18 protein-coding genes are annotated in these 18,595 nt (G+C 50.8%); 12 read left to right on the top strand and 6 right to left on the bottom strand.

What is annotated here, in order from left to right; all coding sequences use genetic code 11:
• Positions 1–89 precede the first annotated feature (89 nt).
• From GC128_RS18330 to GC128_RS18360, 7 genes are all read left to right on the top strand, one after another.
• Positions 90–539, top strand: a complete 450-nt coding sequence (locus GC128_RS18330; RefSeq protein WP_151995489.1) for an NUDIX hydrolase — start codon at positions 90–92, stop codon at positions 537–539.
• Positions 540–607: 68 nt separating this feature from the next.
• Positions 608–1,714 (top strand): tRNA 2-thiouridine(34) synthase MnmA, encoded by a 1,107-nt coding sequence (gene mnmA / locus GC128_RS18335; protein WP_151995490.1) that lies wholly within the window; start codon positions 608–610, stop codon positions 1,712–1,714.
• Between the two features lie 25 nt (positions 1,715–1,739).
• Entirely contained in the window at positions 1,740–2,369 is a 630-nt protein-coding gene (gene hflD, locus GC128_RS18340) for a high frequency lysogenization protein HflD (RefSeq protein ID WP_134183377.1), read from the top strand.
• Positions 2,370–2,389: 20 nt separating this feature from the next.
• Positions 2,390–3,760 (top strand): adenylosuccinate lyase, encoded by a 1,371-nt coding sequence (purB, locus tag GC128_RS18345; protein ID WP_151995491.1) that lies wholly within the window; start codon positions 2,390–2,392, stop codon positions 3,758–3,760.
• A 123-nt stretch (positions 3,761–3,883) separates the two neighbouring features.
• A complete protein-coding gene (gene phoP / locus GC128_RS18350; protein ID WP_151995492.1) occupies positions 3,884–4,555 on the top strand; it encodes a two-component system response regulator PhoP in 672 nt (223 codons plus the stop codon).
• 2 nt (positions 4,556–4,557) lie between these two features.
• The gene (gene phoQ / locus GC128_RS18355) at positions 4,558–6,018 is read left to right on the top strand and encodes a two-component system sensor histidine kinase PhoQ (protein ID WP_151995493.1); all 1,461 of its coding nucleotides are present in this window, start codon (positions 4,558–4,560) and stop codon (positions 6,016–6,018) included.
• Positions 6,019–6,089: 71 nt separating this feature from the next.
• On the top strand, positions 6,090–7,211 hold the full coding sequence (locus GC128_RS18360) for a ribosomal protein uL16 3-hydroxylase (RefSeq protein WP_151995494.1): 1,122 nt from the start codon (positions 6,090–6,092) through the stop codon (positions 7,209–7,211).
• Between the two features lie 92 nt (positions 7,212–7,303).
• On the opposite strand, the gene pepT is transcribed toward GC128_RS18360, so the two are convergent.
• On the bottom strand, positions 7,304–8,530 hold the full coding sequence (pepT, locus tag GC128_RS18365) for a peptidase T (RefSeq protein WP_151995495.1): 1,227 nt from the start codon (positions 8,528–8,530) through the stop codon (positions 7,304–7,306).
• Between the two features lie 291 nt (positions 8,531–8,821).
• Between pepT and potA the strand changes: the two genes are divergently transcribed.
• The 5 genes from potA (at position 8,822) to GC128_RS18390 (ending at position 13,288) form a co-directional block, all read left to right on the top strand.
• Positions 8,822–9,958, top strand: coding sequence for a spermidine/putrescine ABC transporter ATP-binding protein PotA (potA, locus tag GC128_RS18370; RefSeq protein WP_151995496.1), 1,137 nt, complete (start codon positions 8,822–8,824; stop codon positions 9,956–9,958).
• Complete coding sequence (potB, locus tag GC128_RS18375; RefSeq protein WP_151995497.1) at positions 9,942–10,799, top strand: spermidine/putrescine ABC transporter permease PotB; 858 nt, start codon at positions 9,942–9,944, stop codon at positions 10,797–10,799. Before potA ends, potB begins: the two co-directional genes overlap by 17 nt.
• The gene (potC, locus tag GC128_RS18380; protein WP_151995498.1) at positions 10,796–11,581 is read left to right on the top strand and encodes a spermidine/putrescine ABC transporter permease PotC; all 786 of its coding nucleotides are present in this window, start codon (positions 10,796–10,798) and stop codon (positions 11,579–11,581) included. The genes potB and potC overlap by 4 nt, the downstream gene beginning before the upstream one ends.
• Entirely contained in the window at positions 11,578–12,624 is a 1,047-nt protein-coding gene (potD, locus tag GC128_RS18385) for a spermidine/putrescine ABC transporter substrate-binding protein PotD (RefSeq protein ID WP_151995499.1), read from the top strand. The genes potC and potD overlap by 4 nt, the downstream gene beginning before the upstream one ends.
• 151 nt (positions 12,625–12,775) lie before the next feature.
• On the top strand, positions 12,776–13,288 hold the full coding sequence (locus GC128_RS18390; protein WP_151995500.1) for a methyltransferase: 513 nt from the start codon (positions 12,776–12,778) through the stop codon (positions 13,286–13,288).
• A 45-nt stretch (positions 13,289–13,333) separates the two neighbouring features.
• Here the strand turns inward: GC128_RS18390 and cobB are convergent, their stop codons facing one another.
• The 5 genes from cobB to lolC all read right to left on the bottom strand — a co-directional run bounded on the left by cobB (position 13,334) and on the right by lolC (position 18,303).
• Positions 13,334–14,155, bottom strand: a complete 822-nt coding sequence (cobB, locus tag GC128_RS18395; protein ID WP_151995501.1) for a Sir2 family NAD+-dependent deacetylase — start codon at positions 14,153–14,155, stop codon at positions 13,334–13,336.
• 3 nt (positions 14,156–14,158) lie between these two features.
• On the bottom strand, positions 14,159–15,070 hold the full coding sequence (gene nagK / locus GC128_RS18400; RefSeq protein ID WP_151995502.1) for an N-acetylglucosamine kinase: 912 nt from the start codon (positions 15,068–15,070) through the stop codon (positions 14,159–14,161).
• A 92-nt stretch (positions 15,071–15,162) separates the two neighbouring features.
• The gene (gene lolE / locus GC128_RS18405) at positions 15,163–16,407 is read right to left on the bottom strand and encodes a lipoprotein-releasing ABC transporter permease subunit LolE (RefSeq protein WP_151995503.1); all 1,245 of its coding nucleotides are present in this window, start codon (positions 16,405–16,407) and stop codon (positions 15,163–15,165) included.
• Positions 16,407–17,111 (bottom strand): lipoprotein-releasing ABC transporter ATP-binding protein LolD, encoded by a 705-nt coding sequence (gene lolD / locus GC128_RS18410; RefSeq protein ID WP_064517961.1) that lies wholly within the window; start codon positions 17,109–17,111, stop codon positions 16,407–16,409. Before lolD ends, lolE begins: the two co-directional genes overlap by 1 nt.
• Positions 17,104–18,303: a lipoprotein-releasing ABC transporter permease subunit LolC gene (gene lolC, locus GC128_RS18415; RefSeq protein ID WP_151995504.1), complete on the bottom strand. Its 1,200-nt coding sequence runs from the start codon at positions 18,301–18,303 to the stop codon at positions 17,104–17,106. Before lolC ends, lolD begins: the two co-directional genes overlap by 8 nt.
• Positions 18,304–18,595 lie beyond the last annotated feature (292 nt).

Consider the following 18,595-nt stretch of genomic DNA (forward strand, 5'->3'; position numbering starts at 1 on the left):
TCCAACAGAGTATAGGTCACAGAAAAAATATGTGATCCAGATCACTTTCTAATGATCGGACTAACGAATTTGAGACAGGAAGAATAACGATGTTTAAACCGCACGTTACCGTCGCCTGCGTGGTTCAGGCACAAGGGAAATTTTTGGTTGTTGAAGAAACAATCAATGGCAAAGCCACGTGGAATCAGCCTGCCGGGCACCTGGAAGCTGACGAAACGTTAATAGAAGCGGCTAAGCGCGAATTATATGAAGAAACCGGTATTTGTGCGCAACCGCAGACGTTTATCCGCATGCACCAGTGGGTAGCCCCGGATAAAACCCCTTTCCTGCGATTTCTGTTTTCCATCGATCTCGACGAACAACTCCCGACAACGCCACACGATAGCGACATCGATCGTTGTTTATGGCTCGATCCGCAACAAATTGTTAACGCTGATAATTTGCGCTCACCGCTGGTTGCCGAAAGTATTCGTTGCTACCAACGAGCTGAACGTTATCCGCTCAGCATTCTGGGTGCATTTAACTGGCCGTTTAGTTAGGGGTGATAGCTTTGGGGATGCGTGATAGAATATGCCGCCTTATAAGTTCAATGTCGTGAGTTATTCCAATGTCTGAAAGCCCAAAAAAAGTGATCGTCGGGATGTCCGGCGGTGTCGATTCTTCCGTTTCCGCGTACCTGTTGCAACAACAAGGTTACAAGGTGGAAGGCCTGTTCATGAAGAACTGGGAAGAGGATGATGGCGAGGAGTACTGCACTGCAGCAGCTGATTTAGCTGATGCGCAAGCCGTTTGCGACAAGCTCGGCATTGAACTGCACACCGTAAACTTTGCCGCAGAATACTGGGATAACGTGTTTGAACACTTCCTGGAAGAGTACAAAGCCGGGCGCACACCAAACCCGGATATTCTGTGCAACAAAGAGATCAAATTTAAAGCCTTCCTCGAATTCGCCGCCGAAGATTTAGGTGCCGATTACATCGCCACCGGTCACTACGTGCGTCGCGAAGATGTGGACGGTAAAAGTCGCCTGTTGCGCGGCTTAGACAGCAACAAAGATCAGAGCTACTTCCTTTATACGCTAGGGCACGAGCAAATCGCACAAAGCCTGTTCCCGGTCGGTGAGCTGGAAAAACCAGAAGTTCGCCGCATTGCTGAAGAGTTAGATTTGATCACCGCGAAGAAAAAAGACTCCACCGGTATCTGCTTTATCGGCGAGCGCAAATTCCGTGAATTCCTCGGCCGCTACCTGCCTGCACAACCCGGTAAAATTGTCACCGTTGATGGCGAAACCATTGGTGAGCACCAGGGTTTGATGTACCACACGCTGGGCCAGCGTAAAGGGCTGGGTATCGGTGGCACTAAAGACGGTAGCGAAGAACCTTGGTACACCGTCGATAAAGACGTTGAGAACAATATCTTGGTTGTGGCTCAGGGTAGTGAGCATCCGCGCCTGATGTCCGTTGGCTTAATTGCACAGCAACTGCATTGGGTTGACCGTGAAACATTGACCGAACCACTGAAGTGTACGGTCAAAACCCGCTATCGTCAGACTGACCTTCCATGCGTGATTACACCGCTGGATGCAGACCGTATTGAAGTGCGTTTTGATGTACCTGTTGCTGCCGTCACACCAGGCCAGTCTGCCGTGTTCTATCTCGGTGAAGTATGCCTCGGTGGTGGTGTTATTGAGCAGCGTCTGCCGCTCACTGTTTAAAAATTGTCAGCAAGGAAGAAGCTCCGTGGCCAAGAATTACTATGACATCACCATCGCACTGGCAGGGATCTGCCAATCTGCCCGTCTGGTTCAGCAATTGGCTCACCAGGGGCATTGCGATAACGATGCGCTGCATGTTTCGCTAAATAGCGTTATCGATCAAAACCCAGGTTCCACGCTGGACGTTTTTGGTGGCAATGAAGCCAATCTGAAACTGGGTCTTGAAACACTGCTGGGCGTGCTTAACGCCAGTAATCGCCAGGGTTTAAATGCTGAACTGACGCGCTACACATTAAGCCTGATGGTGCTGGAACGTAAGCTTCACGGCAGCAAAGGCGCGATGGACAAACTCGGCTCAAGCATTGCCGGGTTGCAGCGTCAGCTTGATCATTTTGATCTCGAGTCCGACACGCTTCTTAGCGCCATGGCAGGGATTTATGTCGATGTGATTAGCCCACTTGGCCCACGTATTCAGGTCACCGGTTCCCCTGCTGTGCTGCAAAGCCCGCAGGTGCAGAGCAAAGTTCGCGCCTCATTATTGGCCGGTATTCGTGCCGCCGTGTTGTGGCATCAAGTTGGCGGTGGCCGCTTGCAGTTAATGTTTTCTCGTAGTCGCCTGTGTGCTCAGGCCAAACAAATTCTTGCTCAATGTTAACCTCTCTGGAGTTGTAACTTATGGAATTATCCTCACTGACCGCCGTTTCCCCCGTTGATGGACGTTACGGCGACAAAGTCAGCGCTCTGCGCGCTATTTTCAGCGAATTTGGTTTGCTGAAATTCCGCGTACAAGTCGAAGTACGTTGGCTGCAAAAACTGGCCACGCACGCAGCGATCAAGGAAGTTCCTGCTTTTGACGCAGACGCAATCGGTTACCTTGATAAAATTGTTGCTGAGTTTAGTGAAGAAGATGCAGCACGCATCAAAACTATTGAACGCACCACCAATCACGACGTAAAAGCGGTTGAGTATTTCCTGAAAGAAAAAGTAGAGGCCGTCCCTGCCCTGCATGCGGTATCTGAATTTATTCACTTCGCCTGTACTTCTGAAGATATCAACAACCTGTCCCACGCGTTGATGCTGCAAACTGCACGCCAGGACGTGGTACTGCCGTACTGGCGCAAAGTGATCGACGCGGTGAAAGACCTATCGGTTCAGTATCGCGATATTCCTCTGCTTTCCCGTACCCACGGCCAGCCTGCCACCCCATCAACAATGGGTAAAGAAATGGCAAACGTGGCGTACCGCATGGAGCGCCAGTTCCGTCAGTTAGAGAACGTGGACATTCTGGGCAAAATCAACGGTGCAGTGGGTAACTATAACGCGCACATGGTTGCCTACCCGGAAGTTGACTGGCACCAGTTCAGCGAAGAGTTCGTGACTTCACTGGGCATTCAGTGGAACCCGTACACCACACAAATCGAGCCGCACGATTACATCGCTGAGCTGTTTGACTGCATCGCACGCTTTAACACCATTCTGATCGACTTCGATCGTGACGTCTGGGGTTACATCGCGCTGAACCACTTCAAACAGAAAACGATTGCTGGCGAAATCGGCTCCTCTACTATGCCGCACAAAGTTAACCCAATTGACTTCGAAAACTCCGAAGGCAACCTGGGCCTGTCTAACGCGATGCTGCAACACCTGGCGAGCAAACTGCCTGTTTCACGCTGGCAGCGCGACCTGACTGACTCCACCGTGCTGCGTAACCTGGGAGTTGGTATTGGCTATGCGCTGATTGCATACCAGTCAACCCTGAAAGGTGTGAGCAAGCTGGAAGTGAACCGTGACCGTCTGCTGGCGGAACTGGATCTCAACTGGGAAGTGTTGGCTGAGCCAATTCAGACCGTGATGCGCCGTTACGGCATTGAAAAGCCTTACGAGAAGCTCAAAGAACTGACTCGCGGCAAACGCGTTGATGCGGAAGGCATGAAGCAGTTTATCGACAGCCTTGAGCTGCCAGAAGAAGAGAAAACTCGCCTGAAAGCGATGACCCCGGCGAACTATATTGGCCGCGCCATCACCATGGTTGACGAACTGAAATAACCTTCCAACGCCACCCTCCGCGGTGGCGTTTTTTCCTCCCCGCCTGTTTAAGCATGGTTTATGCCCCCTCGTTGATAATTAGCGTTAAACTATCAATGCCGTTTATATTCTGGGGGATAAAGAATGCGAGTTCTGGTTGTAGAAGATAATGCTCTGTTACGTCACCATCTCAAGGTTCAGCTTCGTGAGTCCGGGCATCAAGTCGATGCTGCTGAAGATGCCAAAGAAGCTGACTATTTCCTGAATGAACATACCCCCGATATTGCCATTGTCGATTTAGGCCTGCCCGATGAAGATGGCCTGAGCCTGATTCGCCGCTGGCGCAGCCACGACGTGACAATTCCTATTCTGGTGCTTACCGCGCGTGAGGGCTGGCAGGACAAGGTCGAAGTGCTGGGAGCAGGTGCTGATGATTACGTGACTAAGCCGTTTCATCTCGAGGAAGTTGTCGCCCGCATGCAGGTGTTAATGCGCCGCAACAGCGGCCTGGCATCGCAGGTTATTTCCCTGCCCCCTTTCCAGGTCGATTTGTCACGCCGCGAGCTGCTTATCAACGACAACCTTATCAAGCTCACTGCCTTTGAATACACCATTATGGAAACGCTGATCCGCAATAATGGCAAAGTGGTCAGTAAAGATTCACTCATGCTCCAGCTTTACCCCGATGCCGAACTGCGCGAAAGCCACACCATTGATGTATTGATGGGACGTCTGCGCAAGAAGATCCTGGCTGAATACCCGCACGAAGCCATCACCACGGTGCGTGGTCAAGGCTATCGCTTCGATCTGCGTTAACCATGAAATTCATCCGACATTTTTTACCGTTATCGTTACGAGTTCGCTTTTTACTCGCAACCGCCGCCGTCGTTTTGGTGCTGTCACTGGCCTACGGCGTTGTGGCACTAGTGGGTTATAACATCAGTTTTGATAAAACAACTTTTCGTTTGCTGCGCGGCGAGAGCAACCTGTTTTATACCCTCGCGACCTACGAGAACGGCAAGATAAATGTCGTGATTCCTGAAAACCTGAATCTGAAAACTCCGACTATGGCCCTTATCTACGATGATAAAGGCAAGCTGATGTGGGCTCAGCGTGATTTGCCGCATGTGGTGCAGCAAATTAAAAAAGAGTGGCTCGTCACCGACGGTTTTCACGACCTGGATGCCAATTTTGATACCAGCCATGACTTGTTAGGCAACGACCAAAATCTCCAGAACCAGCTGAAAGATTTTTATGATGGCGACTATAGCGATGAAGTCAGCCACTCCGTTGCAGTCAATAAATACCCGGCAATGGGTAAAATGCCCGCTTTAACCATTGTGGTGGTCGACACCATTCCAATCGAGTTAAAACGCTCGTATACGGTCTGGAGTTTGTTTACCTGTGTTTTCCTCGCCAACCTATTATTGGTTATCCCGTTGCTTTGGTTAGCCGCGCGCTGGAGCTTGCGCCCTATCGAAGAGTTGGCAAAAGAAGTGCGTGAACTGGAAAAACACGACCGTGACAGCCTAAACCCAGAAACCACACGCGAGCTAACCAGCCTGGTGCGCAACCTCAATCGCCTGCTGCGCACTGAACGTGACCGTTACGATAAATACCGCACCACACTTACCGACTTAACGCACAGTCTGAAAACACCGCTGGCGGTTTTACAGAGCACCTTGCGATCGATGCGCACGAAGACGCTGAATATTGAAGAAGCAGAACCGTTGATGCTGGAACAAATCAGCCGTATCTCGCAGCAAATTGGCTATTACCTGCATCGCGCCAGCATGCGCGGTGACAGCGCGCTTATCAGCCGTGAACTTCATCCGGTCGCCCCGCTACTCGACAGCCTGTGTTCAGCGCTCAACAAGGTTTACCAACGCAAAGGGGTGAATATCACGCTCGATATTTCACCGGAAATCACCTTTGTGGGCGAGAAAAATGACTTTATGGAAGTAATGGGTAATGTGCTCGATAACGCCTGCAAATACTGCCTTGAATTTGTTGAAATTTCTGGCCGTCAGCTCGATGACACGCTGCATTTAATCGTTGATGACGACGGACCGGGCATTCCTGAAAGCAAACGCAGCATGGTGTTTGACCGTGGGCAACGTGCAGACACCTTACGACCGGGCCAGGGCGTGGGTTTATCCGTCGCACGTGAAATCGTCGAACAATACGACGGTGAGATTCTGGCCTCGAGCTGTGAACTCGGTGGCGCACGCATGGAAGTGATTTTTGCGCGCCAGCGTCCAGACCGAGAAGAAGATTGAAAATACTCCCGTAACGGCGGGCACCATCCGTTATAATCCTCGGCAGGCTCCTTCACCTGCCGGATAATAATATGGACTATCAACTCGACCTAAATTGGCCCGATTTCATCGCGAACTACTGGCAAAAACGCCCGGTGGTTCTAAAACGTGGCTTCAAAAATTTCATCGACCCTATCTCCCCTGATGAACTGGCAGGCCTTGCCATGGAAAACGAGGTGGACAGCCGCCTGGTCAGCCATAGCGACGGCAGATGGCAAGTCAGCCACGGTCCGTTCCAGAGCTACGATCACTTGGGCGAAAACAACTGGTCTTTACTGGTTCAGGCGGTTAACCACTGGCATGAACAAAGTGCCCGCCTGATGCGCCCATTCCGTGCCCTGCCAGACTGGCGAATTGACGATCTGATGATCTCTTTCTCGGTTCCAGGCGGCGGCGTTGGCCCGCATTATGACCAGTACGACGTATTTATCATTCAGGGCGTTGGCCGCCGCCGCTGGCGTGTCGGGGAGAAAGTCGCCCTGAAACAACACTGCCCGCACCCTGATTTGCTGCAAGTTGAGCCGTTCGACGCCATCATCGACGAAGAGCTGGAGCCGGGCGATATTATCTATATTCCGCCTGGTTTCCCGCACGAAGGTTACTCGCTGGAAAACTCGATGAACTACTCGGTCGGTTTCCGTGCGCCAAGTGGCCGCGAGCTGATTAGTGGTTTTGCCGATTATGTGCTGCAACGCGAACTGGGCAGCCAGCGTTATACCGACCCTGACGTGCCTGCACGCCAGCATCCGGCTGATGTTCTGCCACAGGAAATGGACAAATTACGCGAAATGATGCTGGAACTGATTAACCAGCCAGAGCATTTTAAAACCTGGTTTGGCGAGTTTATTTCCCAGTCACGCCACGAACTTGACGTTGCGCCACCAGAGCCACCATATCAGCCTGACGAGATTTATGACGCACTGAAACAAGGTGATGCCATTACTCGCCTCGGTGGATTACGCGTGCTGCGTATCGCCGATGAGATTTACGTCAACGGCGAGAAAATTGACAGCCCGCATCGCCCGGCGCTTGAAGCACTGGCGAGCCATATCACACTGAAAGCAGAAATGTTTGGTGATGCGCTCGAAGACCCGTCGTTCCTTGCCATGCTGGCCGCACTGGTTAACAGCGGGTACTGGTATTTCGAGGATTAAACAGAAACGTATGGGTGGATGTCGCTTGCGTTAATCCACCCTACATCAATCTTCCGTAGGTCGGATTAGCGCAAGCGACATCCGACTTATGTTTACCCCTGCTTCGCCACCAGCTCCGCAATCCTCACAATCACAGCCACCGCTTTTTCCATCCCTTCCAGCGTCACAAACTCATGTTTGCCGTGATAGTTATAGCCGCCGGTGAACAGGTTAGGACAAGGCAAACCTTTAAACGACAGTTGTGCGCCATCGGTGCCACCGCGAATCGGTTTCATGATCGGTTCGATGTCGCAGTCACGCATTGCCTGCTGCGCCACTTCAATAATATAAGGGTGCTCGGCCACTTTCTCGCGCATGTTGTAATAGCTGTCGTCGATCACCAGCTCGATATAGCAATCCGGGTGCAGGCCTTTGCCCACCTTCTTTGCGATATCCATCATCTTGCGCTTACGCGCTTCAAATTGTTCACGGTCAAAATCACGGATGATGTAGTGCATTTCAGCTTTATCAACCGAGCCTTTAATGCCGTGCAGATGGTAGAAACCTTCATAGCCATCGGTGCATTCAGGGCTTTCATCGGCCGGGACTTCTGCGTGAATGCGCGCGGCAATCGAAAGTGCGTTAACCATCACCCCTTTCGCAGAGCCAGGATGAACATTGTTGCCGACAATTTTAATGGTTACAGACGCCGCATTGAAGTTCTCGCACTCCAGTTCACCGACACCACCGCCATCAACGGTATAGGCCCAGCGTGCATCAAATGCGTCAACATCAAAGTGCTTAGCACCTTTGCCCACTTCTTCATCCGGAGTGAACGCCACACGAATATCACCGTGCGGGATTTTTTTCTCCTGGAGTACCGCCAGCGCCGTCATGATCTCAGCAATACCGGCTTTGTCATCGGCACCAAGCAGCGTCTTGCCATCGGTGGTAATCAGCGTTTGCCCAAGTAACTGATGCAAAACCGGGAACATCACCGGTGATAGCACTTCATCGCCAATGCCTAGCGCGATATCACCACCACGATAGTTTTCGACAATCTGCGGATTAACGTTCTTGCCCGAAAAGTCAGGCGCGGTATCTACATGAGAGATAAAACCAATAGCCGGGACTTTTTTATCGACGGTAGACGGAAGTGTTCCCATGACTGTGCCATGCTCAGCAATAGTCACATTCACTAAACCCATATCTTCCATTTGTTCTTTTAGCAACCGCAACAACTTCCACTGACCTTCAGTGCTGGGAACTTGTTTTACGCCGGATTTGGACTGCGTATCCAAAGAGACATAATGTAAGAAACGTTCAAGTAATTTATCCATGTCGCGCTACCCTCAATTTTTGTGACTTCATTATCAGTAAGCCACAGATGCAAATATTGCGTTAGGTCACTTTTAGCCTGGTAGTGTTGAAAATAGTCACGAATGTAATGCAATGCGAGAGGATTTGGTGTTTGCTGCTTTAAACATCTTCATAATCAATCCCCAGGAAAGCATCAAGGATTGGCGATTTCAATGCTTTGCCGTAGAATGCCTGCCCTTACTTAAACGTGCAGAAACCGCAAGGTGGTTAATCACAAACCCCGCATCAGCCCGCAATTTGATGCGTCTTATATGGGACAGCGTAAAAAATTGAATAAACAGCAATGTTCGCTCTCTCCGCTGGTAGAACTGGTGGGAGTAAGAAAGAGCTTTGATGGTAAAACCGTTATTTCTGATTTATCTCTCACCATTAATGATGGTGAATTCCTGACACTCCTTGGCCCTTCCGGCTGTGGCAAAACTACTGTGCTGCGCTTAATTGCCGGGCTGGAAAGCGTTGATTCCGGGACTATCTCTCTTGAGGACCTGGACATTACGCGGGTTCCCGCTGAGCATCGCCACGTCAACACCGTCTTCCAGAGCTACGCTCTTTTCCCTCACATGACCGTTTTCGAAAACGTGGCATTCGGTTTAAGAATGCAAAAAACACCCGCTGCAGAGATACCTGCGCGCGTGAATGACGCGTTGAAAATGGTGCAGCTTGAGGAATTTGCGCAGCGTTTACCGCATCAGCTTTCTGGCGGCCAGCAACAGCGCGTGGCGATTGCGCGCGCGGTAGTCAACAAACCCCGTCTGTTACTGCTTGATGAGTCGCTTTCCGCGCTCGATTACAAATTGCGCAAGCAGATGCAGAACGAATTAAAAGCGCTGCAACGTAAACTCGGTATCACCTTTGTCTTCGTCACGCATGACCAGGAAGAAGCATTAACCATGTCCGACAGGATTGTGGTGATGCGTGATGGTCACATTGAGCAAGACGGCACGCCGCGTGAAATCTACGAAGAGCCGAAAAACCTGTTTGTGGCGAGTTTCATTGGTGAAATCAATATCTTCGATGCAATCGTCGTTGAGCGCGTGGATGAACAGCGCGTGCTGGCGAACGTTGAAGGCCGCGAATGCCATATTTATGTGACCATTCCCGTCACCGCAGGCCAGCGACTAAAAGTGCTGCTGCGCCCGGAAGATCTGCGTGTTGAAGAGATCAACGATACCCACGTTGCCGATGGTTTGATTGGCTATGTGCGTGAACGAAACTATAAAGGCATGACGCTGGAATCTAACGTTGAGTTGGAAAACGGCAAAATGGTGATGGTCAGCGAATTCTTCAATGAAGACGATCCTGATTTTGACCATACACTTGATCAAAAAATGGCTGTGAATTGGGTTGAAAGCTGGGAGGTAGTGCTGGCAGATGAAGAGCTCACGTAAGTTCCAGAATCTGGTGATCGCCACCATCGTCGGTTGGCTGCTGCTGTTTGTGTTCTTGCCCAATCTGATGATCATCGGGACAAGTTTCCTGACGCGTGATGATGCTAATTTCGTCAGCATGGTTTTCACGCTGGATAACTACACCCGCCTTGCCGACCCGCTGTATGCGCAAGTGCTGCTGCACTCGCTAAATATGGCGGTGATAGCCACCCTCGCCTGCCTGGTGCTGGGCTATCCGTTTGCCTGGTTCCTTGCTCGCCTGCCAGAACGCGTGCGCCCGCTGCTGCTGTTTTTGCTGATTGTTCCCTTCTGGACTAACTCACTGATTCGTATTTATGGCCTGAAGATTTTCCTCAGCACCAAAGGCTATATGAATGCGTTCCTGCTGTGGCTCGGCGTGATTGATACCCCGATTCGAATCATGTACACCGAAAGCTCGGTCATCCTTGGTCTGGTTTATATCCTGCTGCCGTTTATGGTGATGCCGCTCTACTCCAGCATCGAAAAGCTCGATAAACCGCTGCTGGAAGCGGCGCGTGATTTGGGTGCCAGCAAACTACAGACCTTTATCCGGATTATTATCCCGCTCACGATGCCGGGAATTATTGCCGGTTGCCTGCTGGTCATGCTGCCTGCAATGGGGCTGTTTTACGTTTCAGACCTGATGGGTGGCGCGAAAAACCTGCTGATTGGCAACGTCATTAAGAGCCAGTTCCTGAATATTCGTGACTGGCCGTTTGGGGCGGCCACCAGCATTACATTGACACTGGTGATGGGTCTGATGCTGCTGATTTACTGGCGCGCTGCCAGGTTGCTCAATAAAAAGGTGGAATTAGAATGATGGGTCGCCTGCTCCGTGGCGGCTTTATGACCGCCATCTACGCGTATCTGTACATCCCGATTATCATTTTGATCGTAAACTCATTTAACAGTTCGCGTTTCGGTATCAACTGGCAAGGCTTTACCGGCAATTGGTATAGCCTGCTGATGAACAACGATAGTCTGCTGCAAGCTGCTCAACACTCGCTGACTATGGCGGTGTTTTCTGCCACTGCGGCGACGTTAATTGGCTCGTTAACGGCTGTGGCGTTATACCGCTACCGTTTTCGCGGCAAGCCTTTCGTCAGCGGTATGTTGTTTGTGGTGATGATGTCACCCGATATTGTGATGGCGATTTCACTGTTGGTGCTGTTTATGCTGCTGGGCGTTTCGCTCGGTTTCTGGTCGCTGCTGTTCTCACACATCACCTTCTGCCTGCCGTTTGTGGTGGTAACCGTCTATTCCCGCCTCAAAGGGTTTGATGTACGGATGTTAGAAGCGGCGAAAGATCTGGGGGCCAGCGAATTAATTATTCTGCGCAAGATCCTTTTGCCTCTGGCAATGCCTGCCGTTGCCGCAGGCTGGTTGCTCAGTTTTACGCTCTCGATGGATGATGTTGTGGTTTCGTCATTCGTCACCGGGCCGAGTTATGAAATTTTGCCGTTGAAGATTTATTCAATGGTGAAGGTCGGTGTTTCACCCGAGGTGAATGCACTTGCTACCATTCTGCTAGTACTCTCGCTGGTCCTGGTCATTGCCAGTCAGCTTATTCTTCGTGATAAAACTCAGGGGACGTTAAAATGACTAAATGGCCACGCCACCTGCTCGCTGCGGGCGCTCTGGTACTGGGTATGGGCGCTGCACATGCCGACGATAGCAAGACGCTCTACTTCTATAACTGGACCGAGTACGTGCCGCCAGGCCTGCTTGAGCAGTTCACTAAAGAAACCGGTATTAAGGTGATTTACTCGACCTACGAGTCGAATGAAACCATGTACGCCAAGTTGAAAACCTATAAAGAAGGTGCCTACGATTTAGTGGTGCCATCGACCTACTTTGTCGCGAAAATGCGCAATGAAGGCATGATCCAGAAGATCGATAAAAGCAAACTGAGCAACTTCAAGAATCTCGATCCGGAAATGCTCAACAAGCCCTTCGACCCGAATAATGACTATTCCATTCCTTATATCTGGGGTGCTACGGCGATTGGCGTTAATAGCGACGCCATAGACCCGAAAACCATCACCAGTTGGGCCGATTTATGGAAACCAGAATATAAGCAAAGCCTGTTGCTGACTGATGATGCGCGTGAAGTGTTCCAGGTCGCTCTGCGCAAGCTCGGCTACTCAGGCAACACCACCAATCCAAAAGAGATTGAGGCGGCTTACCACGAGCTGCAAAAACTGATACCAAACGTCGCGGCATTTAACTCGGATAACCCAGCCAACCCGTTTATGGAAGGCGAAGTGAATCTTGGGATGGTGTGGAATGGCTCCGCTTACGTTGCCCGTCAGGCAGGGACTCCGCTGGAAATTGTCTGGCCAAAAGAAGGCGGGATTTTCTGGATGGATAACCTTTCTATCCCGGCAAATGCTAAAAACGTCGATGGTGCGCTGAAACTGATTAACTTCCTGCTGCGCCCGGACGTGGCAAAACAGGTGGCTGAAACCATAGGCTACCCAACGCCAAATCTTGAAGCACGCAAACTGCTGCCGAAAGAAGTGTCTGGTGATAAAACGCTCTACCCGGATGAAGCGGTGCTGAAAAATGGTGAGTGGCAGAACGATGTCGGCGATGCCAGCACGATTTATGAGAATTACTATCAGAAGCTGAAGGCGGGACGTTAATTTTTATACCAGGCGGGGCAATCGTCCCGCCTTTTTAATTCATCCTTTCGCCTTATGGCATCACTTCCCTCTCTTTCTACGCTTGAATGAGCGCCTGACTGTTGCCGTTATCTCACTACACCCGCTCGTTGCAGACTGAGTGAAAATCGTGATGAATACATTCTTTATACTCGCCCAACTGCTCAACCTTGGTATTTTCACCGCGTTTATTCTCGCGAGGAAAGAGAAGCCCGAGGCTAAACCACTGATTGATGTCAGAGCGATACAACTCTTACGGCTGACTTATTTACTGCCAATAATCGCCTTCGCCTGGAGCCTTTTCCTTGTGGAATACGTTACGCCGCTGGATTGGGTTTGTTTGCTGATAGCAATTGCAGGAACCGTTCTGGTGGTGAAAGGGAAAATCGATTTAGGGACACATCATACCTGGGCGGGGTATTACCTTCCTCATGCGCAGCGAATACACAGCGGGATCTTTTCGTGGATAGCTCACCCCATGTACGCGGGAATCATTATGGTGATCCTCTCTTGCAGCGCAGTGTATGTGACCCGATTGCCGTGGTATATCAGTGCATTGGCATTACTTTGTTGCGCGTATATTTCGCTATTTTTGATTGTCGTGGCTTTGCGGGAAGAGAAGTTATTTGTCACGGCGAAAGCGTAATTTGTTGATATTAATAGGCGGGCAGCATCGGCTACCCGCTATTTGTTATAGACCTTTCAACAAGCGGTCGAAATACTCCGGCACCACTTCACTGGCTAAGCCGTAGAATTTTTCCTCGAACTCACTGCCAACCTGGCTCGGTTCAAGGTTCAGCTCAACCGTATGCGCGCCTTGTAAACGGGCTTCGTGTACGAACCCGGCAGCTGGGTACACATGGCCCGACGTACCGATAGCAATAAAGTAATCAGCCGTAGCAATAGCCTGATAAATCTCATCCATACCCAGTGGCATTTCGCCAAACCACACCACATGTGGGCGCAGCGGTGCAGAAAGTTGGCAGCAATGGCAGCGGTCTTCGCGGGTAATATCCCCTTTCCACTCCAGCACTTGCCCACTGCGCGCACAGCGAACTTTCAGCAGTTCACCATGCATATGGATGATGTTTTTATTGCCGGCTCGTTCATGGAGGTTATCAATATTCTGCGTCACCAACAGGAAGTGATCACCCAGTTCTTCTTCCAGACGAGCCAGTGCCAGATGGGCAGCATTCGGTTTAATTTCCGACTGCTGAAGTTGCTGGCGGCGAGCGTTATAAAACGCCTGTACCAATTCAGGATCGCGTGCGAAGCCTTCAGGCGTCGCAACATCTTCAACCCTATGCTCTTCCCACAAACCATCAGTGGCACGGAAGGTACGAATCCCTGACTCAGCGGAAATACCCGCTCCGGTCAGAACCACAACTCTGGGTTTTTCCATCGCTTCGGGTCCAGGTATATCTCTGAAAAAAGCACGCTGACGTAAACGCTGACGGAGCAGACGCTTAGTTTTGCGAAACCGGCTTAGCCGATGTTGACGACGCGATAGCATAATTTACTCCGTGAGATGGAGGAATGCCGCACCACGCATGCCACCGGCATCACCATGTCGCGCAGGTTCAATACGCGGTACTTTTGCCACAGGCAGAAGATACTTAGGCAGACGCTCAGGCAGTTGCTGGTACATCTCAGTAAAGTTAGACAACCCACCGCCGATCACGACCAGATGCGCATCAATTGCCGTTAACAGGCTGCCAAGACAGCAGGCCAGCAGCTCAACGAAGCGATCGACATGGGCTACAGCCTTTTCATCACCTGCGCGGTAGCGGGTAACAATTTCTTTAGAGTCCAGTGGTTCAGAGTAGAAGTGCTGATAAACCCACGCAAATCCACGACCAGAAAGATAGTTTTCAATACAGCCATGTTGCCCGCAACCGCAGCGCGTGAGGGGAATATCACGGCCCAGCACGTTAAGTGCATCAACTGGCAGGCGGGTATGACCAAACTCGCCGGTAATATAGTTGCGCCCGGTAATGGATTTACCGTTGACGATGATGCCACCGCCAACACCCGTGCCGAGAATCAGGCCCATAACCACCGGGTAATCACGAAACTCATCGTCCCAGGCCTCAGAGAGCGCAAAACAGTTCGCATCGTTGTCCATGCGTACTTCACGCCCGAGCATCGCGCTCAGATCGGCCTGTACCGGTTTCCCGCTGGCTGCTGGAACATTCGCCGCGTATAACGTGCCATCATCTGTGACGGGCATTCCGGGGATACCAATACCCACCGAGCCTTTAATACCAAAACGGCTATCGGCTTCCTGTACCATGGAAGCGATAGCCGCTAAAAAGTTCTCATAACTGTCATGCGGGGTGGGAACACGTTTTTCCCATTGCAGACGACGCTCACTGTCGTAGACCCCAAGAGCCATCTTGCTGCCACCAATATCAAATCCGTAATACATCGTTTCTCCCTATACCCGTCAAACTTCAAGCTGCAGGGGTGCCGCCTACCTGCAACTTGAATTATTTAGGGTATATATTTTTGGTGAAGAATTTATTGTCCGCTTAATACTCGCGCCGGATCGATATTACTGGCTCGGCGTGCCGGATACCAACTGGCAAGTAAACTCAGTAGCAATGCTGTGATCAGGACATAAAATACATCCAGCCAATGCAGTTCAGATGGCAAGAAATCAATGAAGTAGATATCGCCGGACAAGAACTGATGACCGATTAATTTTTCAATCACGTGGATAATATTGGTCAATTGCCAGGAGGCCAGCACCCCAACAATCACACCACTTACACTACCCAGCAACCCCGCCAGCAGACCATACCAGACGAAAATGGCGCGAATCAGACCATCTTTTGCCCCAAGGGTACGCAATACAGCAATGTCGCTGCTCTTGTCTTTAACCGCCATGACAAGCGTGGAAACGATGTTAAAACAGGCAACTCCGATAACCAGCACCATCGCCAGATACATGATGGCGCGAATCATTTGAATATCGCGATACATATAGCCGTAAGTGCCAATCCAGCTTTTGATATAAACGTAAGCATTAGTCACTTCGCCCGCATCACGCACCAGCTTATTGGCATTGAAGACGTCATTGACCTTGATAGCGATACCGGTGACGCTGTCGCCCATATCCAGATAGCTCTGCGCATCAGCCATTGGCACCATTGCCAGGCTGTGGTCAAGCTGACCACTTAGAGCCAGGATTCCAGTGACATGCAGGCGAACACGTTTCGGTTGCAGAAGTTTGGTACCACCATCACTGTTCGGAATCATTATGGAGACCCAGTCGCCCTGCTTCACCTTCAGCGCATCGGCAACACCTTTACCAATAATGATTTGCTGCTGACCCGCTTTAAAATCCTTCCAGCCATTGTTCTGCACATATTCTGGCAGTGCGCTCAGGTGCGTTTCCTGTTGCGGATCGACGCCTTTTACCACGATGGCACGCAGGTTAGCACCGCTTTCCACCAGGCCAGTGAAGTTGATGTATGGCGCGGCTGCAACGATGCCTTTAACCTTCTCGACACGTTGCAACACACCTTTCCAGTCGTGGAATGGCTGATTAACCGGCTCGATTTCACCATGTGGCACAACGGCAAGCACGCGATTATTCAGTTCACGCTCAAAACCGTTCATCGCACTCAGGCCCACAATCAGTACCGCTACACCTAATGCGATACCTAACGTGGAGATAATTGAGATGAGAGACACCATGCCGCTGCGACGACGCCCGCGGCTAAAACGTAAACCAATCAGCAGTGACAGTGGCGAAGCCATTAATCGGCTCCCATCAAAGTCAGCTCATGAGTCAGCCGGCCATCTTGCATTTCTAACTGACGAGACATGCGCTTCGCCAGTTTGAGGTCGTGAGTCACCACTAAAAAAGCGGTTCCCTGACGCACATTCAGCTCGCCCAGCAGTTCGAAAATGCTATCTGCGTTACGTGCATCGAGGTTACCAGTCGGTTCATCGGCCAGCACAAGGCGCGGGTTATTTACCAGCGCACGAGCAATCGCCACACGCTGGCGCTCGCCACCTGACAACTCTGACGGACGGTGATTGCTGCGGTGATCAAGCCCTACCGCTTTTAGCATATCCAGCGCACGTTGCTTTGTTTCATCGGTATTCTTTTTGCCGATGAGCAGTGGCATGGCGACGTTTTCCATCGCGGTAAAATCAGGCAGCAAATGGTGGAACTGATAAATAAACCCCAGCTCCCGGTTGCGCAGTTCCGCTTTCGCAGAAGAGGACATTGAACTCATTGCTTTGCCATTAAAAATGACATCGCCTGACGTTGGTGTATCCAGGCCGCCCAACAGGTGAAGCAAAGTACTTTTACCAGAACCAGAGCTGCCGACAATCGCCATCAACTCACCGGTATTGATGCTGAAGCTGACATCATGCAACACGTCCGTTTGCACTTTGCCTTCCTGATAGCGTTTGCACAGCTTGTCACACTGCAACAGGACAGAATTACTCATAACGTAAAGCCTCAGCGGGAAGTGTCGCGGCGGCACGCCACGATGGATAAAGCGTGGATAATAAAGCGACAGCCATAGCAATAATCGCAATCACAATAACTTGTACAGGGTCGATAGCGACCGGCAGCGCAGCACCATCGAGCAACGCGCCAATAATCGGCATCAAGTTGTTCAACTGGCTGGCAAGTAGCGCGCCAAGTAACGCACCCAGCAAAGCACCGATAACACCCGCACTCGCCCCCTGCACCATAAACACTGCCATGATTTGGCGACGCGTAAGCCCCTGAGTCTGGAGAATGGCAACTTCGCCTTGTTTCTCCATCACCAGCAAACCGAGCGACGTGATGATGTTAAATGCGGCAACGGCCACAATCAGACTCAACAGCAGCCCCATCATATTTTTTTCCATGCGCACAGCCTGGAACAGCTCACCTTTACGCTCGCGCCAGTCTTTCCACTCGGTCCCTTGAGGCAAGGTTTGCTGGCTCAGGACATCCACCTTAAGTGGCTCAGCCAGCCACAAACGCCAGCCGGTAATATTGCCTAACGGGTAACGCATCAGGCGTGATGCATCTTGCTGGTTCACCAACATTTGATAACCATCGACTTCACTATTAGCCGCGAAGGTACCAATCACATTAAACAAACGCTGACTTGGTAAACGTCCCATAGGCGTAAACTGACTGGCGGAAGGCACCATCACGCGGATGCTATCTCCACGCTTAATACCCAATTGCCCGGCAAGCTGTTCGCCGAGAATAATGTTGTACTGCCCAGCGACCAGGTCTGTTTGTTTCACGTTGACCAGGAACGGCGAAAGCGGATCTTTTTCTTCCGGGTTAACCCCTAACATGACACCCACAGCAACGCTGCGCGCACTCTGCAGTACTACATCACCCGTAGTAATCGGTGCAATTCGCGTAACACCTTCGAGTTTTAGGTCTTTCGCAGGAAGTGTTTCAGGGTTAATAGAGCCACTGGTTGAGGTGATAACAGCTTGTGGCATCAAGCCAAGAATGTTGTTTTGCAGCTCACGCTCAAAGCCGTTCATCACGGAAAGCACCGTGACCAGCGCCATTACGCCAAGCGTAATGCCAATAGTCGACAGCCAGGAGACGAAGCGACCGAAGCGGTCAGCTGCTCGCCCACGCATGTAGCGCAGGCCTATAAATAACGCGACAGGTTGATACATGTATTCCGTCTTGTGGCAGTTGCGGATGCAAAGTTGGCAAGAAGTATATAAGCGATACCGTATCAAGTAAATGAAACGTAACGTTTTTTTGATATTTCAGAACATGTGAAATACCAATTAAATCAAACTCATAACATCTTGTTTTCGCTGTAAAGCCGCATCGATTCGATTATTAATTAATCATGCGGAATTTCTGAATTGCGCCTGATTCTTACAAAAACAGACAAATCAGGTAAAAAAATGCCCGACGATCTTCCACCCTGAAAGCAAATACAGGCCAACAGAAGATTAA

Origin of the sequence: Buttiauxella massiliensis, from assembly GCF_902500225.1 — a bacterium.
Lineage (GTDB): Bacteria > Pseudomonadota > Gammaproteobacteria > Enterobacterales > Enterobacteriaceae > Buttiauxella > Buttiauxella massiliensis.

What these genes read in the sequence shown, in the direction of transcription:
- potB (WP_151995497.1), top strand. Translation starts at nt 9,942, where the DNA reads ATGAAGAGCTCACGTAAGTTCCAGAATCTGGTGATCGCCACCATCGTC.
- pepT (WP_151995495.1), bottom strand. Translation starts at nt 8,530, where the DNA reads ATGGATAAATTACTTGAACGTTTCTTACATTATGTCTCTTTGGATACG.
- phoP (WP_151995492.1), top strand. Translation starts at nt 3,884, where the DNA reads ATGCGAGTTCTGGTTGTAGAAGATAATGCTCTGTTACGTCACCATCTC.
- phoQ (WP_151995493.1), top strand. Translation starts at nt 4,558, where the DNA reads ATGAAATTCATCCGACATTTTTTACCGTTATCGTTACGAGTTCGCTTT.
- GC128_RS18360 (WP_151995494.1), top strand. Translation starts at nt 6,090, where the DNA reads ATGGACTATCAACTCGACCTAAATTGGCCCGATTTCATCGCGAACTAC.
- GC128_RS18330 (WP_151995489.1), top strand. Translation starts at nt 90, where the DNA reads ATGTTTAAACCGCACGTTACCGTCGCCTGCGTGGTTCAGGCACAAGGG.
- GC128_RS18390 (WP_151995500.1), top strand. Translation starts at nt 12,776, where the DNA reads ATGAATACATTCTTTATACTCGCCCAACTGCTCAACCTTGGTATTTTC.
- potA (WP_151995496.1), top strand. Translation starts at nt 8,822, where the DNA reads ATGGGACAGCGTAAAAAATTGAATAAACAGCAATGTTCGCTCTCTCCG.
- potC (WP_151995498.1), top strand. Translation starts at nt 10,796, where the DNA reads ATGATGGGTCGCCTGCTCCGTGGCGGCTTTATGACCGCCATCTACGCG.
- potD (WP_151995499.1), top strand. Translation starts at nt 11,578, where the DNA reads ATGACTAAATGGCCACGCCACCTGCTCGCTGCGGGCGCTCTGGTACTG.
- lolE (WP_151995503.1), bottom strand. Translation starts at nt 16,407, where the DNA reads ATGGCTTCGCCACTGTCACTGCTGATTGGTTTACGTTTTAGCCGCGGG.
- lolC (WP_151995504.1), bottom strand. Translation starts at nt 18,303, where the DNA reads ATGTATCAACCTGTCGCGTTATTTATAGGCCTGCGCTACATGCGTGGG.
- mnmA (WP_151995490.1), top strand. Translation starts at nt 608, where the DNA reads ATGTCTGAAAGCCCAAAAAAAGTGATCGTCGGGATGTCCGGCGGTGTC.
- purB (WP_151995491.1), top strand. Translation starts at nt 2,390, where the DNA reads ATGGAATTATCCTCACTGACCGCCGTTTCCCCCGTTGATGGACGTTAC.
- nagK (WP_151995502.1), bottom strand. Translation starts at nt 15,070, where the DNA reads ATGTATTACGGATTTGATATTGGTGGCAGCAAGATGGCTCTTGGGGTC.
- cobB (WP_151995501.1), bottom strand. Translation starts at nt 14,155, where the DNA reads ATGCTATCGCGTCGTCAACATCGGCTAAGCCGGTTTCGCAAAACTAAG.
- lolD (WP_064517961.1), bottom strand. Translation starts at nt 17,111, where the DNA reads ATGAGTAATTCTGTCCTGTTGCAGTGTGACAAGCTGTGCAAACGCTAT.